Origin of the sequence: Microbacterium dauci (assembly GCF_030065535.1) — a bacterium.
GTDB lineage: Bacteria > Actinomycetota > Actinomycetes > Actinomycetales > Microbacteriaceae > Microbacterium > Microbacterium dauci.
Window position 1 is genome coordinate 1 of record NZ_JASJND010000004.1, and the last position, 23,398, is coordinate 23,398.

Here is a 23,398-nt window from a genome sequence, read left to right on the forward strand (position 1 = left end):
ACAAGTGCACGCTGTTGAGTTCTCAAGGATCGGATGCTCCCACACCACCCTTCCGGGCTTCGTAGTGAGGCAACTTCACTAGCTTAGGACGCGTTCTAAACTCCGTCAAATCCGACACGCCGTGCTTCTTGCGAAGCTCGTGTGGCGGATCACCGAGGTCATCGGCATCCTGATCCCACCTAGGCCGAAACGGCCAGACCCAACCGCGAACGGTTGTTTCTTCTCAGGGGAGTGGTTCACCAGCTTGAGGGCGGCGGGCCTTTCGGCCTGTCGCTCTGCCCTGTGGGGCGAACAGGTAATAACTTACGTCGATCCTGGCCCCTCGGCAAATCGGTGCGTGCACGCGGGCGTGTCGCGCGGGATTCCGCGGGCGGCGGGGCGCGGGGTTCCGCGCGTGCGGAGGGCTGGGGCCGTGATCTGGATCGCCACGGCCGCCATACCCTCCCCATCTGGGCTCGTCCACCCCTTACGCTTCCCCGGTCATTCGGGCCAGGGTGTGAGTGTGCGATTCGAAGACGATCTCGGTGCCTGGGTGGCGCGACAGCGCTGGTATGCCGGCAAGAGTCACGAGCCGCGATTCCGCATGCTCGACGCCAGACCCACCACCGGTGCGACGACCTACCTCGTGATGGATGACGCGGGTGCCGTTCCCACCCTGTACAACGTGCCCCTCGCACACAGCGACCGCAGCGAAGGGGACGATGTCGCCGCACGCGATGGCGACCGTTATCTGGTCGACGCGACGCAGCATCCCGACTTCACCATCGGCATGCTCCGCGACATGGGACTCGACGTCGAACGCGTGACCTCGTCGCGCGTCCTCACCGGTGAGCAGTCGAACACCTCGATCGTCTACGACGTCGACGGGGCACCGTCGATCATCCTGAAGCTCTTCCGCACCCTTCACCACGGTGAGAACCCCGACGTCACCGTCCAGCGCGTGCTCAGCGAGGCGGGCTCTCCCTTCGTCCCGCGGTTCTTCGGCAGCCTCGATGCGGAGTGGCCCGACGTGGGCAGACCCGAAGGCGTGGCCCGCGGCACCCTCGGCTTCGCGCAGGAATTCTTGCGCGGCGTCCGCGATGGATGGGCGATCGCCCTCGACGAAGCGCGCGCCGGCCGCGACTTCACCGCCGCCGCCCGCGATTTGGGTATCGCCGTCGCGGGAGTGCACGGCGCCCTGGGCGCTGCCCTCGAGACGAAGGATGCCGATGAGGCCGTCGTCACGGCCACCGGTGCCGCCTGGGCTCGGCGTCTGTCGATCGCGGCGACCGAGGTTCCCGCCGTCGCACACCGACGGGCCGCGATCGACTCGGTGTACCGTGCTGCGCTCACCCGCCCCTGGCCGCGACTGCAGCGGATTCACGGTGACCTCCACCTCGGACAGGTGCTCGCCGTTCCCAACGGCGGGTGGCGCATCGTCGACTTCGAGGGCGAACCGCTCCGCCCGATGCAGGAGCGCGCGATCCCCGACCTCCCTCCGCGCGACGTCGCCGGGATGCTGCGCTCGTTCGATTACGCGGCCGCCGTCGGCGGTGGTCCGGATGCCGCCGACTGGGCAGCCGCGTGCCGCACGGCCTTCGTGGAGGCGTATGCCGCGGCACCCGGGGCTGTGGCGCTCCATCCCGAGCTGCTGCGGGCGCTCGTCCTGGACAAGGCCGTGTACGAGTCCATCTACGAGGCGCGCAATCGACCGAATTGGCTCCCCGTCCCGCTCGCGGGGATCGATGCCGCGCTGAGCTGATCCGCCGGCAGGCGATCAGCCCGGCGGCGGGTCACTCCGCCTCAGGCGCCTCCAGGAGCAGGAACATCGCGCCGTACCCCGGCAGCGAGACCGAGAAGCTCTGCAGATCGTCGACGCGACCGATGGTCTCTCCGGTCGCGGCGTCGACGACGCTGCTCTGCGGCGTGAGGTGCGCTGACCGCACCGTCCCCTCGACGGGGTCCGCCGAGAAGTTCAGGACCGTGACCTGGAGCGCGGCATCCGTGTCGGCCTGCCCGTCGTCGAGACGGTGCACCGACACGAGCATCCCGGCATGCGCGACCTCGGGGATGTCGACCTGGGACGCCGTGGCGATCCCGTGCTCGCGGCGGAGGTCGAGGATGGCGCTCAACCGCGACGCGAACGACTCCGGGTCCTCGAGCTGCGCGGGCAGCGGACCGTACAGCGCACGGCCGCGCGGCATGCCGGACGTCGACCGCGTGGCATCCGGATCCACATCGAGCAGGTCGTGCGCACCGCGCTCGATCCACCGGGTGTCGCCGGCGCTGATGAGATCGGCGACCTCGTCGGCGGGCAGGGTCAGCATGCCGACGAGGTCCCACCCGGAGAGGGCGAAGACGCCGGGCTGCCAGGCGTTGTAGGCGCACAGGAGCAGGTGCGCCTCGCGGATCGCGGGAACGTCGGCCTCGGTGATGTCGTCGAGGCGCGGGATGCCGCGAGTGGCGGCGATCAGCGACGTCGTCGTGCAGGCGATGCCGTTCTGGGTGAAGACGCGGTTGTAGTCGCCGGCGTCGACGAGCGCTTCGGTCAGCTCTGCGCGGATGACCTCGGCGATCTCGCCGCCCGAGATCTCCTCGCCACGGAACTCGTAGACGTCGTCGCCGTGACGGGTCGCCCAGTGCACCAACTCGTAGGTGAGCTCGTCGTGATTCTGCAGACCGTGCACGAGCTGCACGGGTGCGACACCGAGCTCGAGGGAAGTGGTGAGGGCGAGCCGGAGGAACTCCGTCTGACCCGTGGCGAGCGCGTGATGGTATCCAGGCCGACCGATGAAGTCGTATGACAGGTCGGCGCCGACCGCGCCGGTGTCGCGGATGTCCTCGATCGTGAGGTTGAGCTCCTGGAAGGTGAACCCGCCGACCTTGCGGACCATCCCGGCGATGATGTGGTTCGCGGCGTGCGAGAGCGGGTGACCCTCCGACCACGCCGGGAGCCCCTCCGTGCTCTTCTCGACACCGAGGAAGCCGTTGGCATCGAGGCGGAGGGCGCTCGTCCCGAGTTCGCCGAGCGAGTGCAGGGCGTCGCCGATGACGAGCCGCATGCCGGCGAAGGTGGGGTCGAGCCAGTTGATCGAGGGCTGCCCCTGCTTGAAGTAGTGCAGGTACACCCAGCGCCGCGTGATCCCGTCGGGACCGACGACCGGCGCGGTGGCGCTCCAGTTCGTCTCCTTCACGCCGGGCGTGTAGAAGATCACACGCTGCAGCGCGCCGATGATGTACCCGTGCTCGGCGAGCTCGTGCTCGGTCGCGGGATCGAGGTTGACGCTGTCGTATCCCTCGGGGACCTCTGGCAGAAGGTGCCAGTCCTCGGGCGGGATCGCGACCATGTGGTAGATCCCGGGGTAGTCCTTGAAGCCCATCTCCGCCAGGCGGAAGTCGGCGCCCTTGCCGGTGTGCCCCGGGACGATGTCGTCGATGATGCTGCCGCCGTGCGAATCCGCCACGTCGCACAGATCGCGGAAATCGTCCTCGGTGCCGAACGCGGAATCGATGGCCGTGCTGATGCGGTCGAAGTGACCGTCGACGCTCGGCGTCTCCCCCCAGCCCGCGATGCCACCGGCACGCTTGACTGGACCGGTGTGGATCGCGGTGATCCCGATGCGCTCGAACGTCGACCACAGCTCGTCGTCCCCGAGGGCGGCGAGGAACGACTGCCCCGGTCGGGTGATGAGCGAGATCGGGTACGCCGTGAACCAGACGTCGCTCGTCGCGATCGCGCGTCGCGCATCGGGGCGCGCGTAGGCGTTGCGCCACATGGTCGGCTGACCTGAGAGCTGCCGGGCGAGCACATCGGCATCCTTCAGCATGGACTGCCGCACCAGCCACTCGATGTACGACGGGTTCGTGCCGTTGGCGGTGCGCGGATCGGTGCGGATGCGGCGGACACTGCTGCCGCGCAGATTGTCGCGTGGCCGCAGCCGGCGCGGACGGGCGGGATAGCGCTGTTCGTCGTAGCTGATCTCGGGCATCTCGAGGTCGGATTCCTCAGCGGCCGAAAGCCCTGCCAGGTCGATGGGGCCGGTGTACAGGTCTTCGGGCCGATCGTCGTCACGCGCCATACGTCCACGCTACGGAGTCGATCGGCGGAATGGCAGGACTGGCATCTGCGGACCGGACCGGGTATGGCGGGTCAGTGCGCCGGGATGAGCTTCGGGATCACGCGGACGTAGACGACCATGCCGAGGAGCTCGATGAGGGTCTGTTGCGATGACCCCGCCGGCCAGCATGTTCGAAGGTGGTGCCAGACTCCCTCCACGTCGCTCGAGATGATCAGCGCACGAACGAAAGCAAGAACACCCAGACGCACACGTAGGCGAGCATGCCGAGGCTGTACTTGATCGACGCCCGCAGGATCTCGCTCTCTCTGCCCGTGAGCCCGACGGCACCCGCCGCGATGGCGATCGACTGCGGTGAGACCACCTTCGCGACGGTGCCACCGGCGGTGTTGGCGGCAACGAGCAGCGTCGGGTCGACCCCAATGCGCTGCGCAGTGACGGTTTGGAGGTGCGCGAAGAGCGTGTTGTTGTTCACCACCGACCCTGTCACGAACACACCGAACCAGCCGATGATCGGCGCAAACAGCGGGAACACGAGGCCCACCGCCGCCAGGGCGTTGCCGATCGTTGCGGACCCTCCGGAGAAGTTGGCGATGTTCGCGATGACGAGGATCAGTGCGATCAGGATGATCGGTGTGCCCAGGGCTCGAACGGTCCCGACGAGCTGTCGCCCCAGCTCGCCGACGCTCACTCGCGGCATCGTGAGGAAGGAGACGATCACCGCGATGAGAATCGCTGTACCGGTGGCGTTGACCGGGGTGAACGCCCAGGTTGTCGCGACCGCTGCGTCGGACCCGGCGGGAACGACGACGCCCGTGATACCCGGGATCGGGACAGCAAAGGTCAACCACGCCAACGGGCCTTCGGCAGCGAAGAGCGCCTTGAACCACGGAACGCTCCACACGAAGATGAGGCCGGTGAGGATGTAAAACGGGCTCCACGCGACCACGACATCGCCGAAGTCCTGTCGAACGCGATCCGGGATCTCACTCCCCCCTTCGCGATAGACGCGTCGCGGCTGCCAAATCCGCGAGACCCCGAAGACGACAACCATACCCACCAGCCCCGGGACGATGTCCGCGAGCTCGGGGCCGAGGAAGAGCAGGATGGCGGCTTGTGTGCCTGCGTACGCGACGGCGACGGCCGCGGTGATCGGGAGTGTCTCTCGCAGCCCCCGAAGGCCGTCGAGGATCATGACGAGGATGAACGGCACGCTGAAGGTGAGAAGTTGGAGGACGAGCACCATATCGGCGGACAGGTCCGCGAGTGGCACCTCACCGACCTGCGCGCCGACGATGACGGGGATACCAATCGCCCCGTATGCCCCAGCGGCGACGTTGGCAACGAGCGACAGCATGGCGGCTTTGATCGGGCCGAACCCAAGTTGCACGAGCAGCGCGGCGCAGATGGCGATCGGCACACCGAACCCCGCTGCGCCCTCGAGGAACGCTCCGAAGCAGAAGCTGATGAGCAGCACCTGGATGCGTTGATCGGGTGAGATGCCGGAGATGCTGTCGCGGATGACGTCGAAGCGCCCACTGGCGACGGTGATGCGGTACAGCCACACGGCCATGACGATGATGTAGGCGATCGGCCAGATCGCGGTGAGGACCCCGAAGAGCCCCGCGCCGGCGACTGAGCCGATCGGCATTCCGAACGGCCACACCGCGACGACGATCTCCACGATGACGGCAATCGCCGCGGCGACGAGGCCGCTGAGCTTGAAGACGAGCAAGCCGATCAGGAAGACGGCGATGGGGAGAACAGCGATGAGAGCGGACAGCCAGAGTTGGCCGGTCGGGTCAAGCGTCTGAGTCCACATGAGGGGGCTCCTCTGGGTCGATTCGGGCTCATGCTATCGACGTGCAGGTCCCGATAGCGAGCAGATTTGCGTGTCGGGATGCGACGTCAGTACGCCTGCACGCACGCAGTGTGCGTGAGGCCCGCAGCCGCGTGATCGGCGAAGGGGTCCGTGGCAAGCAGCGGTCGGGTTCTCGTTATGCGATGCCGGAGCCGGGTATACCGATCACGAGGAACACCCATGGCTTCGAAGTGCAGACTGGGCGAGCACCCGCGCCTTGCTGAACGAGGCACGCCGTCGCCTCACTGCGGCATCCAGAAATGGAAAAACCCCCGACTCGCGGGGGTTTTTCTGGCGGTGACGGTGGGATTTGAACCCACCGAGTAGACGATCAGGACCACGGGGGCGCTTGTCGCCGCGGTCGGGTCGCTCAGCGCGCTCGAGCAGGTCGGCTTGGGACATCCCCTCACGATCTCGCTCGCTCTCGTCGCCGTCGTGCTCGGGATCGCCTTCGTGCTCATCGAACGACGCAGCCCCGAGCCGCTCGTCCCGCTGGACGTCTTCCGCAACCGCGACCTCACCGTCGGCAACGTGGTCATGCTGCTAATCGGCGCGGCGATGGTTGCCCTCTTCTTCGCCTTGTCCGTCTATATGCAGGCGGTCCTCGGGTACGACGCTCTCGTCACCGGGCTCACACAGCTCCCTCTCGCCGGGGCGCTCGTGATCATGGCGGGCCTGGTCCCGGCCGTCATCGCCCGGTTCGGGGCGAAGCCGACCCTGATCGGGTCGCTCGTCATCCTCGCGGCCGGTCTCGTCTGGCTCTCGGCCGCGCCCGCAGATGCACAGTTCGTCGTCGACATCTTGGGCCCGAGCACCCTCATCGGAATCGGGATGGGCGGCGCCTTCGTCACCACCACCCAGCTGTCGGTCGACGGCGTCGAAGGCGGCGAGTCGGGACTGGCCGGCGGCTTGGTCAACACGAGCCAGCAGATCGGCGGAGCACTCGGTCTGGCCCTCCTCGGCACGCTCGCATCGGTTCGCACGGAGGCGCTGATCGACAGCGGCGTCGCGACACCTGACGCACTCACCAGCGGATTCTCATGGCTCTTCATGGCGACCGCCGCAGTGACACTCGTCGCCGCGACTGCAGCGGGATTCGCGCGCCGCAACTGACTCGCCATCGGACCCGGATCGGGGAAGTTGGGTGCTTGACACCTCGCGTCTAAAGCACCCAACTTCCTACGTTCGCCTCGACCACTTGGGCGCCTCTTACCGTTTCGTCGTTGACCCGCGGCCGAGTGGAATGTCTAGGAACGGCCCACCGAGGACAGAGTGAGAGTCCGGCAACTTCGGCGGCGTTCCGGCGATCTCTTCGAGCCGCGCGGCGGCGTCATCTACTGGGTGATATCCGACGCGGCGTCCCGGTTCGAGGTTGAACCAGCCGGGACTGTTGTTGGAGACCGCCCAGATCAAGTGGTGGCCGGGAGTCTCCAGGTTAGCTACCGCCTCGACCAGGCCCACCATGTCGGCCGCGGACAGCCAAGTAGCAACGGTGCGGCCTGCGGAGGGCTCCGTCCCGAATGTGCAGATGCGAGCCGACACTACGCACATCCCGAACCGGTCGGCGAACAAGCTGCCAAGAGCCTCCATCGCGGCTTTGCTCACCCCGTAGAACGAGTCGGGTCGGACCTCGCGAGAGTCCGCGTCCGCGCCGGTCAGATACCCGCCGGCGTGGATCGAGCTGGCAAGCATCACCCGCCGCACACCGGCATCGCGAGCCGCTTCCAGCACGCGCCGGGTCCCGTCGATGTTCACCGTGAGGAGGTCCTCCCAGGGTGCTTCTGTGGGGATCCCCGCCAGGTGGACCAGGGTGTCGGCGCCGTCCAGGACCTTTGCGAGGGTCTCCGAATCGGCGATGGAGCCTCGCGTCCATGTGCTGTCCGCATGCTCCGGGATCTGTACGTCCAGCAGCCGGAGCTGGTGGCGGGTCGCGAGCTGTGGGCTCACCGCCTGCCCGATGACGCCGGCGGCGCCGGTGATGACGATGACAGCCATCAGGCGGTGAGCAGTCGGCGGGTCTCCTCCAGCCGCTCCCGGGGGACGAACTGACCGAAGGTGTCGTTGGCGAAGAACGTGACTCCGTCGGTGAGGTCCCGATGGGAGCGGAGCACTTCGCGCTGGTACTGGTAGCTGCGGATGTCGTCGAGGTGCGTGCGGTACGCGTACCAGGGGTCTACGAAGTCCACCGCGTACAGGGTGCGTGCGCGCATCCGGGCTTTGCTCTGCAGGTTCGGGATAATTTCGGTCCGCTCAACGAGCACAGCGAAGGTGGATACGACGATGGCGTCCAGCGCGTCGTAGCACTCGTCGGTCATCCCCCACACGTCGCGTTCGACATCGGCTCGCCAGTAGCTGTCCATCCAGTAGATCTGGCGGTCACCCATTGCATCCCGCAGTCCGAGGAAGAACCTCCGGATCCCCTCCTGACGTTCGACCGTCAGCTCCGGGGCGTTCTTCGGGTTCCAGAAGCCGAGGAGTCCGAACTGGTTACCCAGCAGCACCCCGTCCAGAGCGAAGTCGGCGACGAACGCGGCGGTCTGACGCGCGACGAACTCACCCGCGAGGGTGCCTTCGGGGATGCCGTCGGGCCACCCGGCGTAGCTTCGGGAGTCGGCGTTCAGGGGAAGGGTGACGTCGATGAGGCCAGGGATCTCGTGACCGCCGGCGTCCGCGCGAGCAGCTGCGACCTCGGGATGGCGAATGGTCTTCCATTCGCTCCGGCAGAACTCGGGCCCGGGCTCGAGGTATTCCAACAGACGGAGCCGCACGCTGCGTCGCTGGGCCTCTTCGCGAATTGTGGCGTAGATGTGCGCGAGCGACCGGTAATCCAGCTCCTGCTCGGAGAGGACCATCATCGGTCCCGCCGAGTAGGGGTTCGCGGATCGCTCCCCCCCTTCCCGCACACGGTCGAGCCAATTGGCGTTGTGGTTGCGCATGGCCGTCTCGAAGGTCTGGCCCGTGTCCGGATCCCACGCGTACGCGTTGTACCGCGCCCAGTCGAAGGTGTCATCCAGCCCGTCGGGCCCCCGCCAGTCGAGCACGTGGTCGCCGTTACCGGCGCAGAACACGATGGTGAGATCGTTCCCGTCGATCCACTCCGCATGGTGGTCGAAGAACGCCGCCACACCGTCCTCGGGCGCGCGGAGATCGTCGAAGATCTTGGGGGTCACCCACAGGCAGACTTCGTGGGGGGAGGTCATGAGATTCCTTTCATTGCGGTAAGGGCCGCGTCGAGGCGAGACGTCGATGCGAGGCCCGCGTGGTACACGAGAAGTTCGTTGGCGCCCGCCGCCCGCAGCGCAGACCAACGGGTGCCGAGGTCGATGGCGCTGGGCGCAGGGTCGTTGAGGATGTTGACGTAGGCCGCATCCGCGGTGCTGTCGCGGAACTGCGCGACGGCGGCGCTGGTGTCGTGCCAGGCGTCGACGAGTGTGCGACCGTGTGGCGACGGCTCGTCAGGGTCGGGGTGAAACAGCACGTCGGCGATCCCTGACGCGCGAGCCGTGTGCAGCACGTGGGCGCGAAGTCCGTCCGCGGCATCCCGACGAGCGAGGCGAACGCGTTCTGCGGCGTCTGCGGGGACGGGTTCGCGACGATGCAACGCCGCTCGTACTCGCCCGGGGTCCACATCAGCCGCGCTTGCACATCGCTGGCAGAGGCACCAGGACAGCGCCCGCGTGTTCAGGTCTGCGGCGGCGATCTTGTCGTGGAGGGACGCGTGCCCGAGGTTCGACCACGACGCTCCTTCGACGATGAGACGGTCGCAGCCGGCGCGGGCGACGCTCCGCACCGTTTCTACGGCGAACTCGAGCGCCTCGGGAGACCGCACGCACAGCGCGTGACGTGATTCCGTCCCGAACGCGTCGATGACCCGGGGGATGTCCCTGCGTGCACCCTCGAGGTGGCTCAGCACAACCCAAGCCGAGACCCGCACGCCGGCTACGGTGAGGTCGTCGCGGGCACGTTCGAAGGAAAAACGCCCACGGGGCAGGGGGGCGGGCCCATCGAGATAACTGGCCGAGTGGTCCAGGTGAACGATCTGGTGCGCAGGGTGGCGGGGCGTCGCGGCGCGCGCGGCGTGATAGGTGGCGGCCAGCGCAACGTCGGTCACCTCGTGCTCGGCGAGCCAGGCAGCGGCGTTGGGATCCCCGTCGACATCCCACGGGAAGAGACTGAACGTGACGCGCATCAGAATCGAGGCAGCCGTGCGTCGTAATCCGGGTCGACGGACCGCATGTACCCGGTGTCGTCGCGGATTGTGCGGCCAGACTCCAGGTAGGCGCGATGGAGTCGCTCCACCACGTCAGGGCGGAGCTCCACCCCCAGTCCTGGTCCGTCGGGGACAGAGAGTGCCCCGCGGTCGAAGGTGAACGTGTCATCGGCGACGATGTCGTCGTCCCGGTTCCACGGGAAGTGGGTGTCGCTGGCGTAACTGATGGCGTCGGATGCCGCGGCGACGTGCGTCATCGCGGCCAGCGAGACGCCCAGGTGCGAGTTGGAGTGCATGGATACGCCGAGTCCCGCCGCGGCGCACTCACGGGCCAGATCGAGGGCACTGCGGAGGCCACCCCAGTAGTGGTGGTCAGCGAGGACGATGTCCAGCGCTGACGCTGCGACGACCGCGTCTAGGTCCTCCAGGGTGTTGACAATCATGTTGCTCGCGAGCGGCAGAGTCGTCGAGGCGCGGACCCGGGCCATCGCAGGAATGCTCAGTACCGGATCCTCGAGGTAATCCAAGGAGCCTTCCAGAGCCTGGGCGGCGCGGAGTGCGGTGCCCTCGGTCCACGCACCGTTCGGGTCGATGCGTAGCGGGACGTTCGGCAAGGCGGCGTGCAGCGCCTGGATCGCGTCGATCTCTTGGTCGGGAGGGAAGACGCCCGCCTTGAGCTTGAGAGATCCGAATCCGTAGGACTCCACCATCGTGCGCGCCAGCCGGACGACCTCGTCGGCGGTGAGGACCCTGCCCCACTCGTCGTCGGCAGCGCCCGGATGACCAGGCCACTTGTAGAAGAGGTAGCCGGCGTAGTCCACCCGCTGCCGGACCGCCCCGCCCAGCAGGTCCACCACTCGTATCCCCTCCAGACGCGCCCACGCGTCGGTCACAGCAACCTCGAAGGGTGACTGTGCGACGTTGCGCTCGACGAGCGAGCAATCCGGGCCGAGCACCGAACGCACGACGTCGGAGATAGCCGATGGGGCGTCCACCCGGGTACCGATGAGGCGGGGGGCAATAGCCTCCAGCCGTCGCAGCAGTGTGATGTCGCCACCCGCCTCACCGAGGCCCGTCGTGCCGTCCTCTGTCCTGATCACGACCAGGGTTCGCAGAGCAAGCGGCTCGTGTACGCCCCAGGTGTTCAGCAGCGGCGGATCGGAGAAGGCCAGCGGGATGACCTCGATGTGGGTGATGCGGCTCATCGCGGCACCGCCGGGTCAAGCCCGGGAGGGGTAGGAAGGCGGCGCGCCCCCTCCCCCTCCCGGACGGTGGTGCCCGCCAGGACAGACGCGAACGTCCGCCCCAACGGGTGGTCGAGGGTGCGCGCGAGGCCGGTGAACCGCGCCGCTATCAGGTCGTACCCGTCCTGATTCGGGTGGAGGTCGTCGTACAGCAGCGCGGCATCGTCAGGTCCGAACAGCTCGAGCCCGTCGACCAGGCGCAGTTGCGGGTCCTCAGCGGCGCGTTGCGTCACCACGTGGCCGACGAGCTCGCGGGTGCGCTGCAACGTGAGGGTTCCATCGCCCGGGTTGACCTGACGGGGCGTGGCAGCGAACCGGCCTGACTCCAGTCGCCTCGTCGGGCCGGGGGTGTGTTCGTGCGAGGGGCAGGAAATGGCGGTGATGACGGCCACGGGCGTATGCGGGTGGCCGTCCTGGACGATGTCAAGGAACCCGTGGAGCGCGGGAACGAAGGTCCGTTCGCGCATTGCGTCCGCATTGACAACGTTGATACCGAGCTTGAGCGTGATGACGTCCGCGTCCGCCGCGGCGATGGTACGCGCGACGAACGGGTCGAGCAGGGCGTTGCCAGCGAACCCCAGGTTGAGCAGCTCCACTCCTAGCGCAGCAGCCGCCTGCTGCGGCCACGGCCCGAGCGGACCGTCGGCTTCCAGGCCGTGGCTGATGGAACTGCCGTGGTGCAGCCAGACGGGACGGTCGCTGGCCGCCGAGGCCTCCGCTGGGGCATCCGCTTCCGCCCCGTGAACGATGACCTGGGCGGTGTGCGGCAACCAGATCTGGACCTCTCGCTCGCTCCCGTCACCGCCCAGGTGCAGGTCCACCACGGAGACCTCGCCGGGGAGCACGGTGGAGGTGCGGTCGGGCGCGGCGACGATGAGCGTTCCGTCATCCAGATCGCACCGGTCCACGACCACCCCGTCGGTGGTGGCGACGACGGTGACTGGGAACGGCGGGGCGGGCGCGTCCGAGTCGACGTTGCGGATGAAGGTGGCGCGCACCCGAAGCCTGCGTGCGGCGGTGTTCAGCCGCAGCCGCACGCCAGCCGTGTGAGACGAGATCCAGTCGACGCCGGCATCTGCGTATTGGATGCGTGTGGAGCGCGGCAGCCGTCGGGGCATGAACCCGTCCTCGCGCTGTTCGATGTCTGCTGCGCCGAAGGTGGCTGCCCGCAGCGTGGACAGAGGGACCGCGTGCACCCGGGTCATCCCGTCTGCAGGGATGTGGCGCGAACGAGCAGCTGCGGCGCGTACTGGTCGGCGGCGGGGTCGCCCGCATGCTCGAGGCCGAGGACCTGCCGGACAGCCGCTGCCCCCATCTTGTCCCCCGCGTGGCGGATGCTGGTGAGCGGGACGATGGCGTATTCGGCGAACTCTATGTCGTCGTATCCGACGAGGGAAACCTGCTCGGGGATGCGGACCCCTGCCGCGATGAGCTTGTGCATAAGACCGAGGGCGAGGAGGTCATTACCGGCGAAGATGCCGTCGGGAAGCTCGCCGCGCCGCAGCAGCTGTTCACCGATCTCCTCACCGGCCCTGACCGTCTGAAGGGGCACGGAGATGGTCTCCAGGTGAACGGGATGCGCAGCCGCTGCGATGGCGTCCTGCGCTCCCTCACGACGATCCGCGACCTGCGGGTGGGGTCCTCCGACAAACAGAAGTCGCCGCCGACCCTGCGCGATGAGGTGCTCGGTCGCCAACCGGCCGCCGCTTCTGCCGTCACCGCTGATGGACGGGTACACCATCTCCTCCTGCGGCTTGCCCAGGACAACGAACGGGGTCCCCTTCTGCCGAAGTTCGACGAGTTCGTCCGGGACGGAACCGACCGGTGCGATGAGGACACCGTTGACCTGCTGCGACTCGAAGAAGTTCAGGTACTGCCGTTCCCGGTCGGCGTTGTCGTCGGCGTTGGCGAGCAGGATGAACATGCCGTGGCGGGCGGCTTCCTCCTCGGCTCCCGACGCCAGCTCGGCGAAGACCGGGTTCCGGCTGTTGGCGACGACGAGCCCCAGCGCCTGACTGCGGCCAACACGCAGACGACGTGCGGCGTCGTTGCGGACGTAACCCAGCTCAGCGATGGACGCCTGCACCCGGGCGAGCATGTCATCGGACAGGCGCGTGGGCTGGGTCAGAGCGTAGGAGACGGTGGCCCTGGACACGCCGGCGTGCTTGGCGACGTCGCTGACCGTGACGGCCTGTCGGTTGATCTCGGGGGTCATGATGTCTCCTGATGGGGGTGGGCAGGCCGGCCCCGGGGGCCGGCCTGCCCTGCGTGATTATCCTTCGGCGAACGCCGCGTCCATCCGCTCAAGCACCTGCGTGGCGCTGATGCTGCCGTTGAACAGCTCTTGGATCGCGGTGAGGTGCTCGCTCTGCACCTTCGGGTTGGGCCAGAACACGTCCGGGAACGGACGGTCGCGGCCGTCAGCCTGGTACTCCGCGACCGCGGCCAACACGGGGCCTGTCTCGAAGTCCTCCGAGGGCAGTGCAGGCGCTGCACCGGACTCGGTGGCGTAGATCGCCTGGCCCTCGCTGGAGGCAAGGAACTCGAGGAATTTCTTGGCGAGTTCAGGCTCCTTGGCGTCGGCGTTGATGGCGTACTCGATACCCACGGACACCGGCAGGTAGGTGTCGGCCGGGTCGTCGGTGGCGGGCACTGGGGTCATCGAGAACGTCGTGTCCTCGGCGGCGTACTGCTGCGCGTTGGCGGCGGCCGAGGTCACCTGGATGGCGCCGAGCGCGGTGCCCTCACCGAGGCTCGTCATCTGCTCGTCATAGCCGACGCCGTTCGGGTTCTCGTTGAAGCAGCCGCCGTCGCGCATCTCGGCGTACTTGTCCATGGCGTTCTGCCACTCCGAGTCGACGAAGGTGGCAGAACCGGCCAGCTGCTGCTCGGTGAAGTCCGCGTCGGGGCCGTAGACGAGGGTCGAGGTCAGCGCGTACGGCACCAGCTGGGTGGTCCAGGCCGACTTCAGACCCAGCGCAAAAGCGACCTTGCCCTTGTCGTTGGCCGCCTTGCAGAACTCCAGGACCTCGCTCCACTTGGTGGGCGGAGTGAGGCCCGCCTCTGCGAGTGCTTGGTCGTTCCACACCGCGCCGATCCCCACCACCGTGACCGGGATGCCCACCAGGGTTCCGTCGCTGTTCACCGACACCGACCGCTGGGAGTCGCTGAGTTCGCCCGCCCATGGCTCGTCCTCGAGGCTCATCAGCAGATCATCGTCGCCCAGCGTGCGCACGGCGGTGGCGTTACCACCGCCGGGCCAGATGCGAAACACATCCGGCGCCGTTCCCGCAGACAGCTGCGTGCGCAGCGTCTGCTGATACGAGGCGTCGTCGTTGGCGAACGTCGCCTTCACTGTGACACCGGGGTTGGCGTCCTCGAACGCGTCGATGACAGCTTGCGCGGGCGCCTCCCCAGCGGCGGTGAAGGTGAGCACTTTGCCCTCTCCCTCCGATCCGGCGTTGGTGTCGGTCGAGCAGCCGGCGAGCGCCAGTGCAACGACTGCGGCCGAAGCTAGCGCAACAGTGCGCCGCTGTGCCGTCGTAGAACTCATCTTTCCTCCTTTGGAAGTGGGCAGGTGCCCTGGTGCGTGTGATGCGCGCCGCTGGGAAAAGTGCCGGGACACTATCCCTTGAGCCCTCCCGCAAAGCCCTTGATGACGTACTTCTGCAGCGAGAAATAGACGACAAGGATCGGGATGACGGTGATGACGAGCCCCGCGAAGATCAGCGGCCACACGGTGACGTACTGACTGACGAAGCTGTAGATGGCGACCGGAGCGGTGGTGTTGCCGCTGCCAGAGAGGTACAACAGCGGAACGAAGAACTCGTTCCAGATGCCCACGAGGTTGAGGATGATGACGGTCCCGGTCACCGGGCGCACCAGCGGGAAGACGACGCTGACGAAGGCGCGGGACGGCCCGCAGCCGTCCAAGAGGGCCGCCTCTTCGTAGTCCATCGGCAGTTCCCGGAGGAACGTCGTGTACAAGAAGATCGAGAACGGCATGCCGGTCCCGACGTTGATGAGGATGACTGCCCACAGGGATCCGATAAGCCCGAGATCACGCAGTGTGGTGTACAGCGGCAGGAGCGCCAGCTGCGCCGGGATGATGAGCCCGCCGATGAAGACATAGAACGTCCACCGCGACCAGAGTCGGGTCACTCGGGCCAGAGGGTACGCCGCCAGCGCGGAGATCACCACGATGAGGGCGACGCTGATGACGGCGATGATCGTGCTGTTGATCAGCGCCCCGCCGAGCGCGGCCTGGTTCCAGGCTTGGACATAGTTGTCCAGCGTCGGCGGCCACGCGAAAGACAGCGCGCCCGTGCCGCTGTTCATCGGCTTGAGTGACACATTCAGCAGGGCAACCAGCGGAATGGCGAAGACAACGGCTGCGAGGATCAGGACGATCTCGCGGACCAGCGTGGTGGCGGTGTAGCGACGGTACATCAGTTGGCCTTCCGCAACGTGAGCCGGTACTGAACGGCAGCCAAGCCCGCGATGAGCACGGTCATCACGACGGCCAGCGCGGTGGAGAACGGGTACTCGCCGAACGCGAACGCATTCTTGTAGATCAGGGTGGAGATGGTCTCCGTGGCCGTGCCCGGTCCGCCGCCTGTCATTGCCACGACCTGGTCGAACTGCTTGAGCCCGCCGATGAGAGAAAGCATGACGTTGATGACGATGGCGCCGTTGAGGAGGGGGAAGATCACGCTGCGGAACCGACGCCAGGGGCCGGCTCCATCGATGACGGCGGCTTCCATGATCTCGTCGGGGATCGCCTGCAGACCGGCGAGGAAGATCACCATCGAGTAGCCGGAGAACTGCCACACGATGGCCACGATGATGGAGCCGAGAGCGAACCGGGGGTCGCCGAGCCAGTCCTGCGCCAGCGCTCCCAGCCCGACTGCTTTCAATGCCTCGTTGACTGCGCCACTTGGTGAGAGCAGGTAGCTCCACACGTAGCCGGCGACCAGCGGGGTGAGCACGACCGGCGCGAAGAAGATCACGCGCAGCACATACCTGGACTTGACCATCGTGTTCACGCCGAGCGCCAATGCAAGACCGATGGCGTTCTGGACCACGGTGGCCACCACCGCCAAGATGATGGTGTTCATCAGCGCGGCCTGTGCGGCCCTGTCGGTGAAGACATCGGCGAAGTTCTCGAAGCCAACGAAGTTCCAGTCGTCGCCGAGACCGTTCCAGTCGGTGAAGGAGAAGAAGCCGCCGCGGAAGCTGGGGACTACCACGATGAAGAGGTAGATCGCCAGCGCGGGAACCACGAACCACCAAGGCACGCTGACACCAGCGCGACCCGCTCGACGCCGGCTCGAGCTGCTTGCCCGGGGGGGCGCGCTCGGCAGCTCGGTGGGCGGCGCCTCACTAGTCATCCAGACCACTTTGTCTACTTCCGTCGGCGACCCACTTGACACCGTGGATCGATTCACAAGACACTCTATACACAGCCCCCCGGAATCGCGCAAGCGAAAGTCGGACAAGTTGTGAATCGATCCACCACGATAGCCGCCCGTGCGGCGGCATGCGCCGAAACGAGGTCTCCCTATGCAGTTGCACGGAGTGCTGTTCTTTCCTGTGACACCGTTCGATTCGCGCGGCGGGGTCGCCGTACCGATCCTCGAGCGACACCTGTCCGATTCGCTTGCCCACCGACCCGGCGCGGTGTTCCCCGCATGCGGGACAGGCGAGTTCCATGCTCTGGATGCGACCGAGTACGACGCGGTGGTGCGCGCGACAGTGGACGTCGCGGACGGCGCCGTCCCCGTTATCGCCGGCGCCGGTGGGCCGCTCGGTCACGCCCGCATCGTCGCGCGCGCCGCACAGGCAGCGGGCGCGGACGCCGTGCTCGTGCTGCCCCCCTACCTGGTGTCAGCGCCGCAAGCGGGCCTCATTGGCTACGTCACCGCCATCGCCGACGCGACAGATCTTCCGGTCATCGTTTACCACCGCGGCCTGGGCGCGTTCACCCCGGAGTCCATCGCACAACTGCTGACCGATCCCCGAGTCATCGGCGTGAAGGACGGCGTGGGCGACATCGCCGCCGCGCAGCAGTTCACCCTGGCAGCACAGCGCGCCGGACGCGACGACGTGCTGTTCTTCAACGGACTGCTCACCGCTGAGCTGAGCCAACGCGCCTACCAGGCCATCGGCGTGCCTCACTACTCGTCCGCGGCGTTTGCGATGGCACCGGCCGTGGCCACCGCCTTCTTCCATGCCCACGAAAGCGGCGACCAAACCCGCACCGATGAGATCCTCACCCGGTTCTACGAACCGCTTGTCGTGTTGCGAGACCGGGTGCCGGGATACGGGGTCTCGCTGATCAAGGCAGGGCTCCGCGCGCGCGGTCTGCCCGTCGGCGCAGTCCGCCCACCGCTGGTCGACCCGACACTCACCGACCTGGTGGAGCTCGAGCGGATTCTCGACGAGGGAGAGGACCTCCTGCGATGAGCGTCGACGACGTCGTGGCAGCAGCCACAGCCGCTGTCCCCGCTGTGGGCACCGCAACGGACCATGACCGGGCCCGGTGGCTGCGGGCCGTCGCGGACCGCTTGGACGAGAACGCGCCCGAGCTGGTCGCGCTCGCCGATGAGGAGACTCACCTGGGCGCACCCCGGCTCTCCGGAGAGGTCACCCGCACCACCAACCAGCTTCGCCTGTTCACCGAGGTGATCACCGAGGGGTCATACCTTGAGGCGGTCATCGACCACGCCCGTCCAGATGCGACCCCGCCGCAACCCGACCTGCGGCGCATGCTCCGGCCCCTCGGGCCGGTCGCGGTCTTCGCCGCGTCGAACTTTCCATTCGCCTTCTCGGTGGCCGGCGGTGACACCGCCTCAGCCCTCGCCGTCGGCTGCCCGGTCGTCGTCAAAGCCCACCCAGCCCACCCCGAACTGTCCCGCCGCACCGCCGCAGTGGTCCAGGCGGCGCTGGCGGACGCCGGCGCACCCGCCGGCGCGTTCGGGATCGTAGAAGGCTTCGATGCCGGGCCCGCGCTGGTTCAGCACCCAGCAGTGACAGCGGTGGCATTCACCGGTTCGACCGAGGGCGGGCGCGCCCTGTTCGACCTGGCCGCCGGGCGGCAGACTCCCATCCCGTTCTACGGAGAGCTGGGCAGTATCAACCCCGTCGTGGTCTTCCCCGCAGCCGACCAGCACCGTGGGACGGAGCTGGCCGCGGGGCTGGTGGCGTCGATGACTCTGGGGGCAGGACAGTTCTGCACCAAGCCCGGCGTCGTCTTCGTTCCGCGCGCGTCCAGCCTGGAATCCGCGCTGGACGTGCCGGCCACCAGCCCGCAGATGCTCACACCCGCCATGCAGGCGGCGTTCGACCGCGGTGTCGACGATCTGCTCGCAACTCCCGGGGTGGAGTTGATTGCCGGCGTTCGTGGAGGACCCCTCGTGGCAGCTGCCGAGGCGGCGACGGTCATCGCCACCCCGGAGCTGCTGCGCACCGAGGTGTTCGGCGCGGTCACACTGCTGGTGCGATATGACGACGCCTCGCTGCCGGTCGCCCTCGACAGCCTGGAGGGAAGTCTCACTGCGACCGTTCACGCTGACGCCTCCGACGATGTCAGCGACGTCGTGCCCAGGCTGGAACGTCTCGCCGGGCGTGTGCTGTTCGATGGGTGGCCCACCGGAGTTGCCGTGACCTGGTCGCAGCACCACGGCGGACCCTTCCCGGCGACGACGTCACAGTTCACCTCCGTCGGCGCTACCGCCGTGCGGCGGTTCCTGCGACCGATTGCCTACCAGAACGCCCCTGACCTCCTCCTCCCTCCCGCCCTCCAGGAGCGCAATCCGTTGGGTGTCCCGCGACGCGTCGATGGTGTGCTGGAGCCAGAATCCACGCCAGTGGTGCGCGCATGACCCCGGCAACGCTGTCCGTCGATGCGGGACAGACAGGTATCAAGCTGCGCCTGTCTGAGGACATCCACGTCCTCCAGATGACCATGCCGGGTGTGCGCACTCATAACCCGCCAGCCGAGCAGATCGCCGAGGCAGTGCTCCGTGCGGCCGGGCAGTGGGCAAGGCCCATCCACACCGTGGCCGCCGGGGTCTCCGGGCTGGTCGACGACGCCCGCGAAGGGCAAGAGCTGCTGGTGCGCCTCGAGCCAGCCGGGGTGCGCCGGGTGGTCATCGCTCACGACTCCGTCACGTCCTACCTTGGCGCGCTTGGAGCCAATCCCGGTGCGGTCGTTGCCGCTGGCACCGGGGTGGTCACGCTCGCTGTCGGCGCCCGGTCCGTAGCCCGTGTGGACGGCTGGGGAAACCTTCTCGGCGACGCTGGCAGCGGGTACTGGATCGGGCGAGCGGGACTCGAGGCGGCGATGCGCGCCTACGACGGCCGCGCGGCGCCGACTCGCTTGCTGCAGATGCTCACCAACCAGTGGCCTGACCCGGAGGCGGCGTACATCGACCTGCAGGGGGACGCCGACCGTGTCCGCGTTGTCGCGTCGTTCGCCCGGCAGGTCGGCGAACTCGCCGCGGTGGACGCCACGGCAGCAGCCATCTGCCGCGCCGCTGCCCAAGAACTGTCTATGGCTGTCGAGGCCGGGCTCCGTCGGGTGCAGGGCGGACCGGAGGCGTGGGCGGAAGGCCCCGAGGTCGCCGCAATCGGTGGCGTCTTCGACGCGGAAGCCATTCGCCGCCCGTTCGAACGGCTGCTGCAGGCTTCCTGGCCGAAGGCGACTATCTCCGTCCCCCGCGGCACAGGGATCGACGGCGCGCAGGCGCTGCCCTCGCTAGCAGCTGACCACCCGCTGCGCAGCCGGGTCGCTGAGTGCGCAGTCCCCGCCTTCACCACCGGAGTTGACCCAGTCCTGTAGACCCACTCGTCCCCGCTCATTATCAACAGAAATCACAAAGAGGTGTTCATGTTCTTCCATTCACGTGCCGGTCGCGTCGTCGCGGCCGCCGTTGTCGCCGCGCTCGCGCTCGGATCTCAGCCGTCGGTCGCGTTCGGGAACGAGCCCGCGGATGCGATGCTCCCGTGGCCGGTCTCTGGTCCCCTTCCCGAGGTGGCGCCCATCCAGGGCTCCAGCATCGACCTTGCCGCGTTCGACGGGCTGGAGCAGGATGTCGCCCCGTATCTGGGCAACGTCGCCCGTCTGGCGAATTCCGTCCACGACGACAACCCAACGAACTATGGCTTCATCACGTGTGGTTGCTGGCGTCCCGGGCAAGGAACGAATGATGCGCGCGTCATGGAGAACGTGCTGACGCTCGGCTACTTCTACGCCACGGACCGACCCTGGAACGCGTACTTCCACGACGAGGCGCTCGGGCTCAGGTTCAATGCCGCTGTCCAATTCCTTCTCACGCGGCAAAACGCCGACGGCTCCTTCCCGCAAGGCGGCGGGGACCTCGAGTCGCGGGCAGCGACCGGGTTCGCCCTCGAGCTCTACGCGGAGCTCCTGGACCTGCTCGAAACGGACCCAACCATCGATCCCCGGCTGACGGACCAGCTCACCGCGGCGCTGAAGCGCGCTGCCGGCTGGTTCCTCGAGGACGTCGAAGTGTGGGGTCCGCGTGGCGACCAGTTCGCCAACCAGGTCGCCAGTGGACTGGTGGGCATCTCCAACCTGGTGCACCGATTCGACGACCCCACGCTCCGGGCACGCTTCGAGGAGCGTCTCACCGAGCACCGTGCGACCTCGCAGAGCGAAGCGGGCTTCTACCGGGACGGCACGGTCGCACACCGCTACAGCCTGGAGGTCGAGTCCGAAGACCTCGTCGGGTGGGGCGATCCAGCGACCCGGGGTGTGATCGACCAGATGCAGACCGCGTACATGGACTGGGCGCAGTACCAGTTGCTGTACGACCAGGAACTCGACGGATTCTTCATCAACACCGCCACCGACTCCCGACACCGCGGGTGGAATTACGCCGACCAGATCCCCATCGGCGCAAATCACCTGTGGTCAGGAGTGATCCCACAAGCCGGCGCCTACGGGCGCACCGCAGAGGTGGTCGCGGAGGAACGGGCGACGTTCGCCGCCGGAACGTGGGACTCCACCGTCGCACCCAAGATCGCCGCGGCCTGGTCGTACATGGATCCTGCACTCGTGCGCGACGTAGTCCTAGGCGCTGAGAACTACCCCAGCGCCACCGAGCGGCTGGACGCGATTGCGACCCTCCGCCCGTACGCCCCCGGCAACTACACCGACTATCGGGCTGACTCGCTCTTGGGTCAGGAGTTCGTCTTCGCGAAGCGGGACACGTATGTCACCGCACTGTCGTTCGGCAAGCACGTCAACACTCAGTACGGATTCTGGGACAACCAGCGGTTTGGCTTGAACTATCTGTACGACCCCGAGATGGGTGTGGTCATTCAGAGTCAGAACGCACCCGCCATCGGTGGACCACGGACTCGCCCGGCAGCCTCCGAACTGTCCTGGGGCACCGGGCGGGTGGTCGGCGGGGTGTTTCGCATGGATTCGTACGACCAGCCGGAGCCCAGCTACTCCATCGCCGGCGCGCCGACCGATCCGGACGATGCGGGCGCGACGGACGCGCTCGAAGTGAGCTACGCGCCCGCCGATGGCACCGTGATAAAGAAGGTCACCCTCGGTGAAGAGCTGAGTGTCGCCGTTTCGACCTTCGGCGCCTTCTTCGAACGCATCCCGCTCATCGTGGGTGAGAGCGATGAGCTGCTGTGGGACAACGGCAATCCCGTTCCCGACGGCACCTCCACCAGTGCTCCGACCGCGCACGGCGTCATCCTCCACCGGGACGGGCGGAGCCTCGAGATCACGTGGGACGGTGACGCCTCGGCGACCATCCGTCCTACGTCGTTCCCTGTCGCCGGTGGTCAGCGGACCCTGCAGGTTCTGGACATCAACGCGACCGGCGCGCTGAAGTACTCGCTGCGGATCCTCGATGACCGTTGCCCGGCTTCGAACACAGCCGGGCAGGTGGTCATCGGAAAGACGGACACCGGGGTGGCCAACATCGACGACGGCACCGGATGCACCATCAATGATCTGCTCCGCGCCGACGAGCAGTGGCCCAGCCATGACGACTTCGTCTCCCACGTCACGGCGGTGCTCAACTCCCTCGTGCAGCAGGCGATGCTGACGGGGAAGGACAAGTCCCGTATCGTGCGGGCAGTCGCGCAGTCCGACATCGGCAAGGACCGCGTCACGGTGACCGGCACGTCCCAGTCCGTCACCGCGGGCAGCGACCTGGTAGTGAGGGTGTCCGGCACCCGGGTCTCGGCGTCCACGGTCAGCGGGCCCTGCCTTGTCGAGCCTGCCAGCCTTCAGGGCGCCGGGGAGGTGACGGTGACGGTGCGGGAGACCCTTCTTCCCGGTGAGTGTACGCTCGCCGTCCGTACCGAGCTGACGGCGGGAACCGTCGAGCAGGACCAGGTTCCGCTGGCGATTGTCGCGGCCGCGGACGGCACAGTGTTCAGGGACAGCTTCTCGTCTCCCCCGGCGACAGAGGCGGCGTGGACCAGCGTGGATGGGGTGTGGTCGGCGACGGAGGGTGTGTTCCGGCAGAGCGACACAACCCGGACGGGGTGGCGGTCGGTCGTGGACGGCCTGCGCGTCGCTGATGGCTCGGTGGAGGTCGACGTCACCTTCCGAAGCACCGCGACCTCGACCGCGTTCGCGGGGGTTCAGCTGCGCACCGCCAACGCCGGTGACGCGTACACGACGAGCGGATACCTGGTCTACGTGCGTCAGAACGGTTCGGTCGACGTCTATCGAGCGGGTCAAGGCGTCATCGCCAGCGGCACCGGATCGGCGCTCAGCGGAACGACGACCCTCCGAGTGGAGGCAGACGGAGCGACGCTACGCGTCTTCGTGGGCACTAGCTCCGTGCCTCGGGTGACGGTAACTGACCCCAATCCTGTAACCGGTGCTGGTTTTGTCCAGCTGATCACCGGCCGCGCCGCTGTGGACTTCGACAACGTCCGCGTGCGTCAGGACGATTAGAACGGCCAGATGCGCACGGGAGGCGCCGGGGCTGGTGCCCCGGCACCTCCTTCGTTCATCGTTGACCACGCA

At 67.5% G+C, this 23,398-nt stretch carries 17 protein-coding genes; 6 read left to right on the forward strand and 11 right to left on the reverse strand.

What is annotated here, in order from left to right:
- Positions 1 to 502: 502 nt before the first annotated feature.
- Positions 503 to 1,741, forward strand: coding sequence for a maltokinase N-terminal cap-like domain-containing protein (locus tag QNI14_RS05020; RefSeq protein ID WP_283715292.1), 1,239 nt, complete (start codon positions 503 to 505; stop codon positions 1,739 to 1,741).
- 31 nt (positions 1,742 to 1,772) lie between these two features.
- Here QNI14_RS05020 and treS read toward each other — a convergent pair whose 3' ends face one another.
- Both treS and QNI14_RS05030 read right to left on the reverse strand, forming a co-directional pair.
- Positions 1,773 to 4,058 (reverse strand): maltose alpha-D-glucosyltransferase, encoded by a 2,286-nt coding sequence (treS, locus tag QNI14_RS05025; protein WP_283715293.1) that lies wholly within the window; start codon positions 4,056 to 4,058, stop codon positions 1,773 to 1,775.
- A 211-nt stretch (positions 4,059 to 4,269) separates the two neighbouring features.
- Positions 4,270 to 5,877 (reverse strand): L-lactate permease, encoded by a 1,608-nt coding sequence (locus QNI14_RS05030; protein WP_283715295.1) that lies wholly within the window; start codon positions 5,875 to 5,877, stop codon positions 4,270 to 4,272.
- 432 nt (positions 5,878 to 6,309) lie between these two features.
- Here QNI14_RS05030 and QNI14_RS05035 point away from each other — a divergent pair, with 432 nt between their 5' ends.
- Positions 6,310 to 7,029 (forward strand): MFS transporter, encoded by a 720-nt coding sequence (locus QNI14_RS05035; RefSeq protein ID WP_283715296.1) that lies wholly within the window; start codon positions 6,310 to 6,312, stop codon positions 7,027 to 7,029.
- Positions 7,030 to 7,125: 96 nt separating this feature from the next.
- Here the strand turns inward: QNI14_RS05035 and QNI14_RS05040 are convergent, their stop codons facing one another.
- The 9 genes from QNI14_RS05040 to QNI14_RS05080 all read right to left on the reverse strand — a co-directional run bounded on the left by QNI14_RS05040 (position 7,126) and on the right by QNI14_RS05080 (position 16,652).
- Positions 7,126 to 7,911 (reverse strand): NAD-dependent epimerase/dehydratase family protein, encoded by a 786-nt coding sequence (locus QNI14_RS05040; RefSeq protein WP_283715298.1) that lies wholly within the window; start codon positions 7,909 to 7,911, stop codon positions 7,126 to 7,128.
- Positions 7,911 to 9,116, reverse strand: coding sequence for a hypothetical protein (locus tag QNI14_RS05045; RefSeq protein ID WP_283715299.1), 1,206 nt, complete (start codon positions 9,114 to 9,116; stop codon positions 7,911 to 7,913). Before QNI14_RS05045 ends, QNI14_RS05040 begins: the two co-directional genes overlap by 1 nt.
- On the reverse strand, positions 9,113 to 10,105 hold the full coding sequence (locus QNI14_RS05050) for a hypothetical protein (RefSeq protein WP_283715301.1): 993 nt from the start codon (positions 10,103 to 10,105) through the stop codon (positions 9,113 to 9,115). The genes QNI14_RS05045 and QNI14_RS05050 overlap by 4 nt, the downstream gene beginning before the upstream one ends.
- On the reverse strand, positions 10,105 to 11,331 hold the full coding sequence (locus QNI14_RS05055) for an enolase C-terminal domain-like protein (RefSeq protein WP_283715302.1): 1,227 nt from the start codon (positions 11,329 to 11,331) through the stop codon (positions 10,105 to 10,107). Before QNI14_RS05055 ends, QNI14_RS05050 begins: the two co-directional genes overlap by 1 nt.
- The gene (locus QNI14_RS05060) at positions 11,328 to 12,566 is read right to left on the reverse strand and encodes a GDSL-type esterase/lipase family protein (RefSeq protein WP_283715304.1); all 1,239 of its coding nucleotides are present in this window, start codon (positions 12,564 to 12,566) and stop codon (positions 11,328 to 11,330) included. The genes QNI14_RS05055 and QNI14_RS05060 overlap by 4 nt, the downstream gene beginning before the upstream one ends.
- 5 nt (positions 12,567 to 12,571) lie before the next feature.
- Entirely contained in the window at positions 12,572 to 13,585 is a 1,014-nt protein-coding gene (locus QNI14_RS05065; protein ID WP_283715306.1) for a LacI family DNA-binding transcriptional regulator, read from the reverse strand.
- A 57-nt stretch (positions 13,586 to 13,642) separates the two neighbouring features.
- Complete coding sequence (locus QNI14_RS05070; protein ID WP_283715307.1) at positions 13,643 to 14,923, reverse strand: ABC transporter substrate-binding protein; 1,281 nt, start codon at positions 14,921 to 14,923, stop codon at positions 13,643 to 13,645.
- Positions 14,924 to 14,994: 71 nt separating this feature from the next.
- Positions 14,995 to 15,819 carry a carbohydrate ABC transporter permease gene (locus tag QNI14_RS05075; protein ID WP_283715308.1) on the reverse strand — a complete coding sequence of 275 codons (825 nt, stop codon included), beginning with the start codon at positions 15,817 to 15,819 and terminating at the stop codon, positions 14,995 to 14,997.
- Positions 15,819 to 16,652 (reverse strand): carbohydrate ABC transporter permease, encoded by an 834-nt coding sequence (locus QNI14_RS05080; protein ID WP_283715309.1) that lies wholly within the window; start codon positions 16,650 to 16,652, stop codon positions 15,819 to 15,821. The genes QNI14_RS05075 and QNI14_RS05080 overlap by 1 nt, the downstream gene beginning before the upstream one ends.
- 280 nt (positions 16,653 to 16,932) lie before the next feature.
- On the opposite strand from QNI14_RS05080, the gene QNI14_RS05085 reads away from it, so the two are divergent.
- From QNI14_RS05085 to QNI14_RS05100, 4 genes are read left to right on the forward strand one after another with little or no spacing between them, the layout of a single operon-like run.
- Entirely contained in the window at positions 16,933 to 17,835 is a 903-nt protein-coding gene (locus QNI14_RS05085) for a 5-dehydro-4-deoxyglucarate dehydratase (protein ID WP_283715822.1), read from the forward strand.
- The gene (locus QNI14_RS05090) at positions 17,832 to 19,253 is read left to right on the forward strand and encodes an aldehyde dehydrogenase (NADP(+)) (protein ID WP_283715311.1); all 1,422 of its coding nucleotides are present in this window, start codon (positions 17,832 to 17,834) and stop codon (positions 19,251 to 19,253) included. Before QNI14_RS05085 ends, QNI14_RS05090 begins: the two co-directional genes overlap by 4 nt.
- Positions 19,250 to 20,212, forward strand: a complete 963-nt coding sequence (locus QNI14_RS05095; protein WP_283715312.1) for an N-acetylglucosamine kinase — start codon at positions 19,250 to 19,252, stop codon at positions 20,210 to 20,212. Before QNI14_RS05090 ends, QNI14_RS05095 begins: the two co-directional genes overlap by 4 nt.
- 48 nt (positions 20,213 to 20,260) lie before the next feature.
- A complete protein-coding gene (locus tag QNI14_RS05100) occupies positions 20,261 to 23,326 on the forward strand; it encodes a hypothetical protein (protein ID WP_283715313.1) in 3,066 nt (1,021 codons plus the stop codon).
- The last annotated feature ends 72 nt before the right edge of the window (positions 23,327 to 23,398 follow it).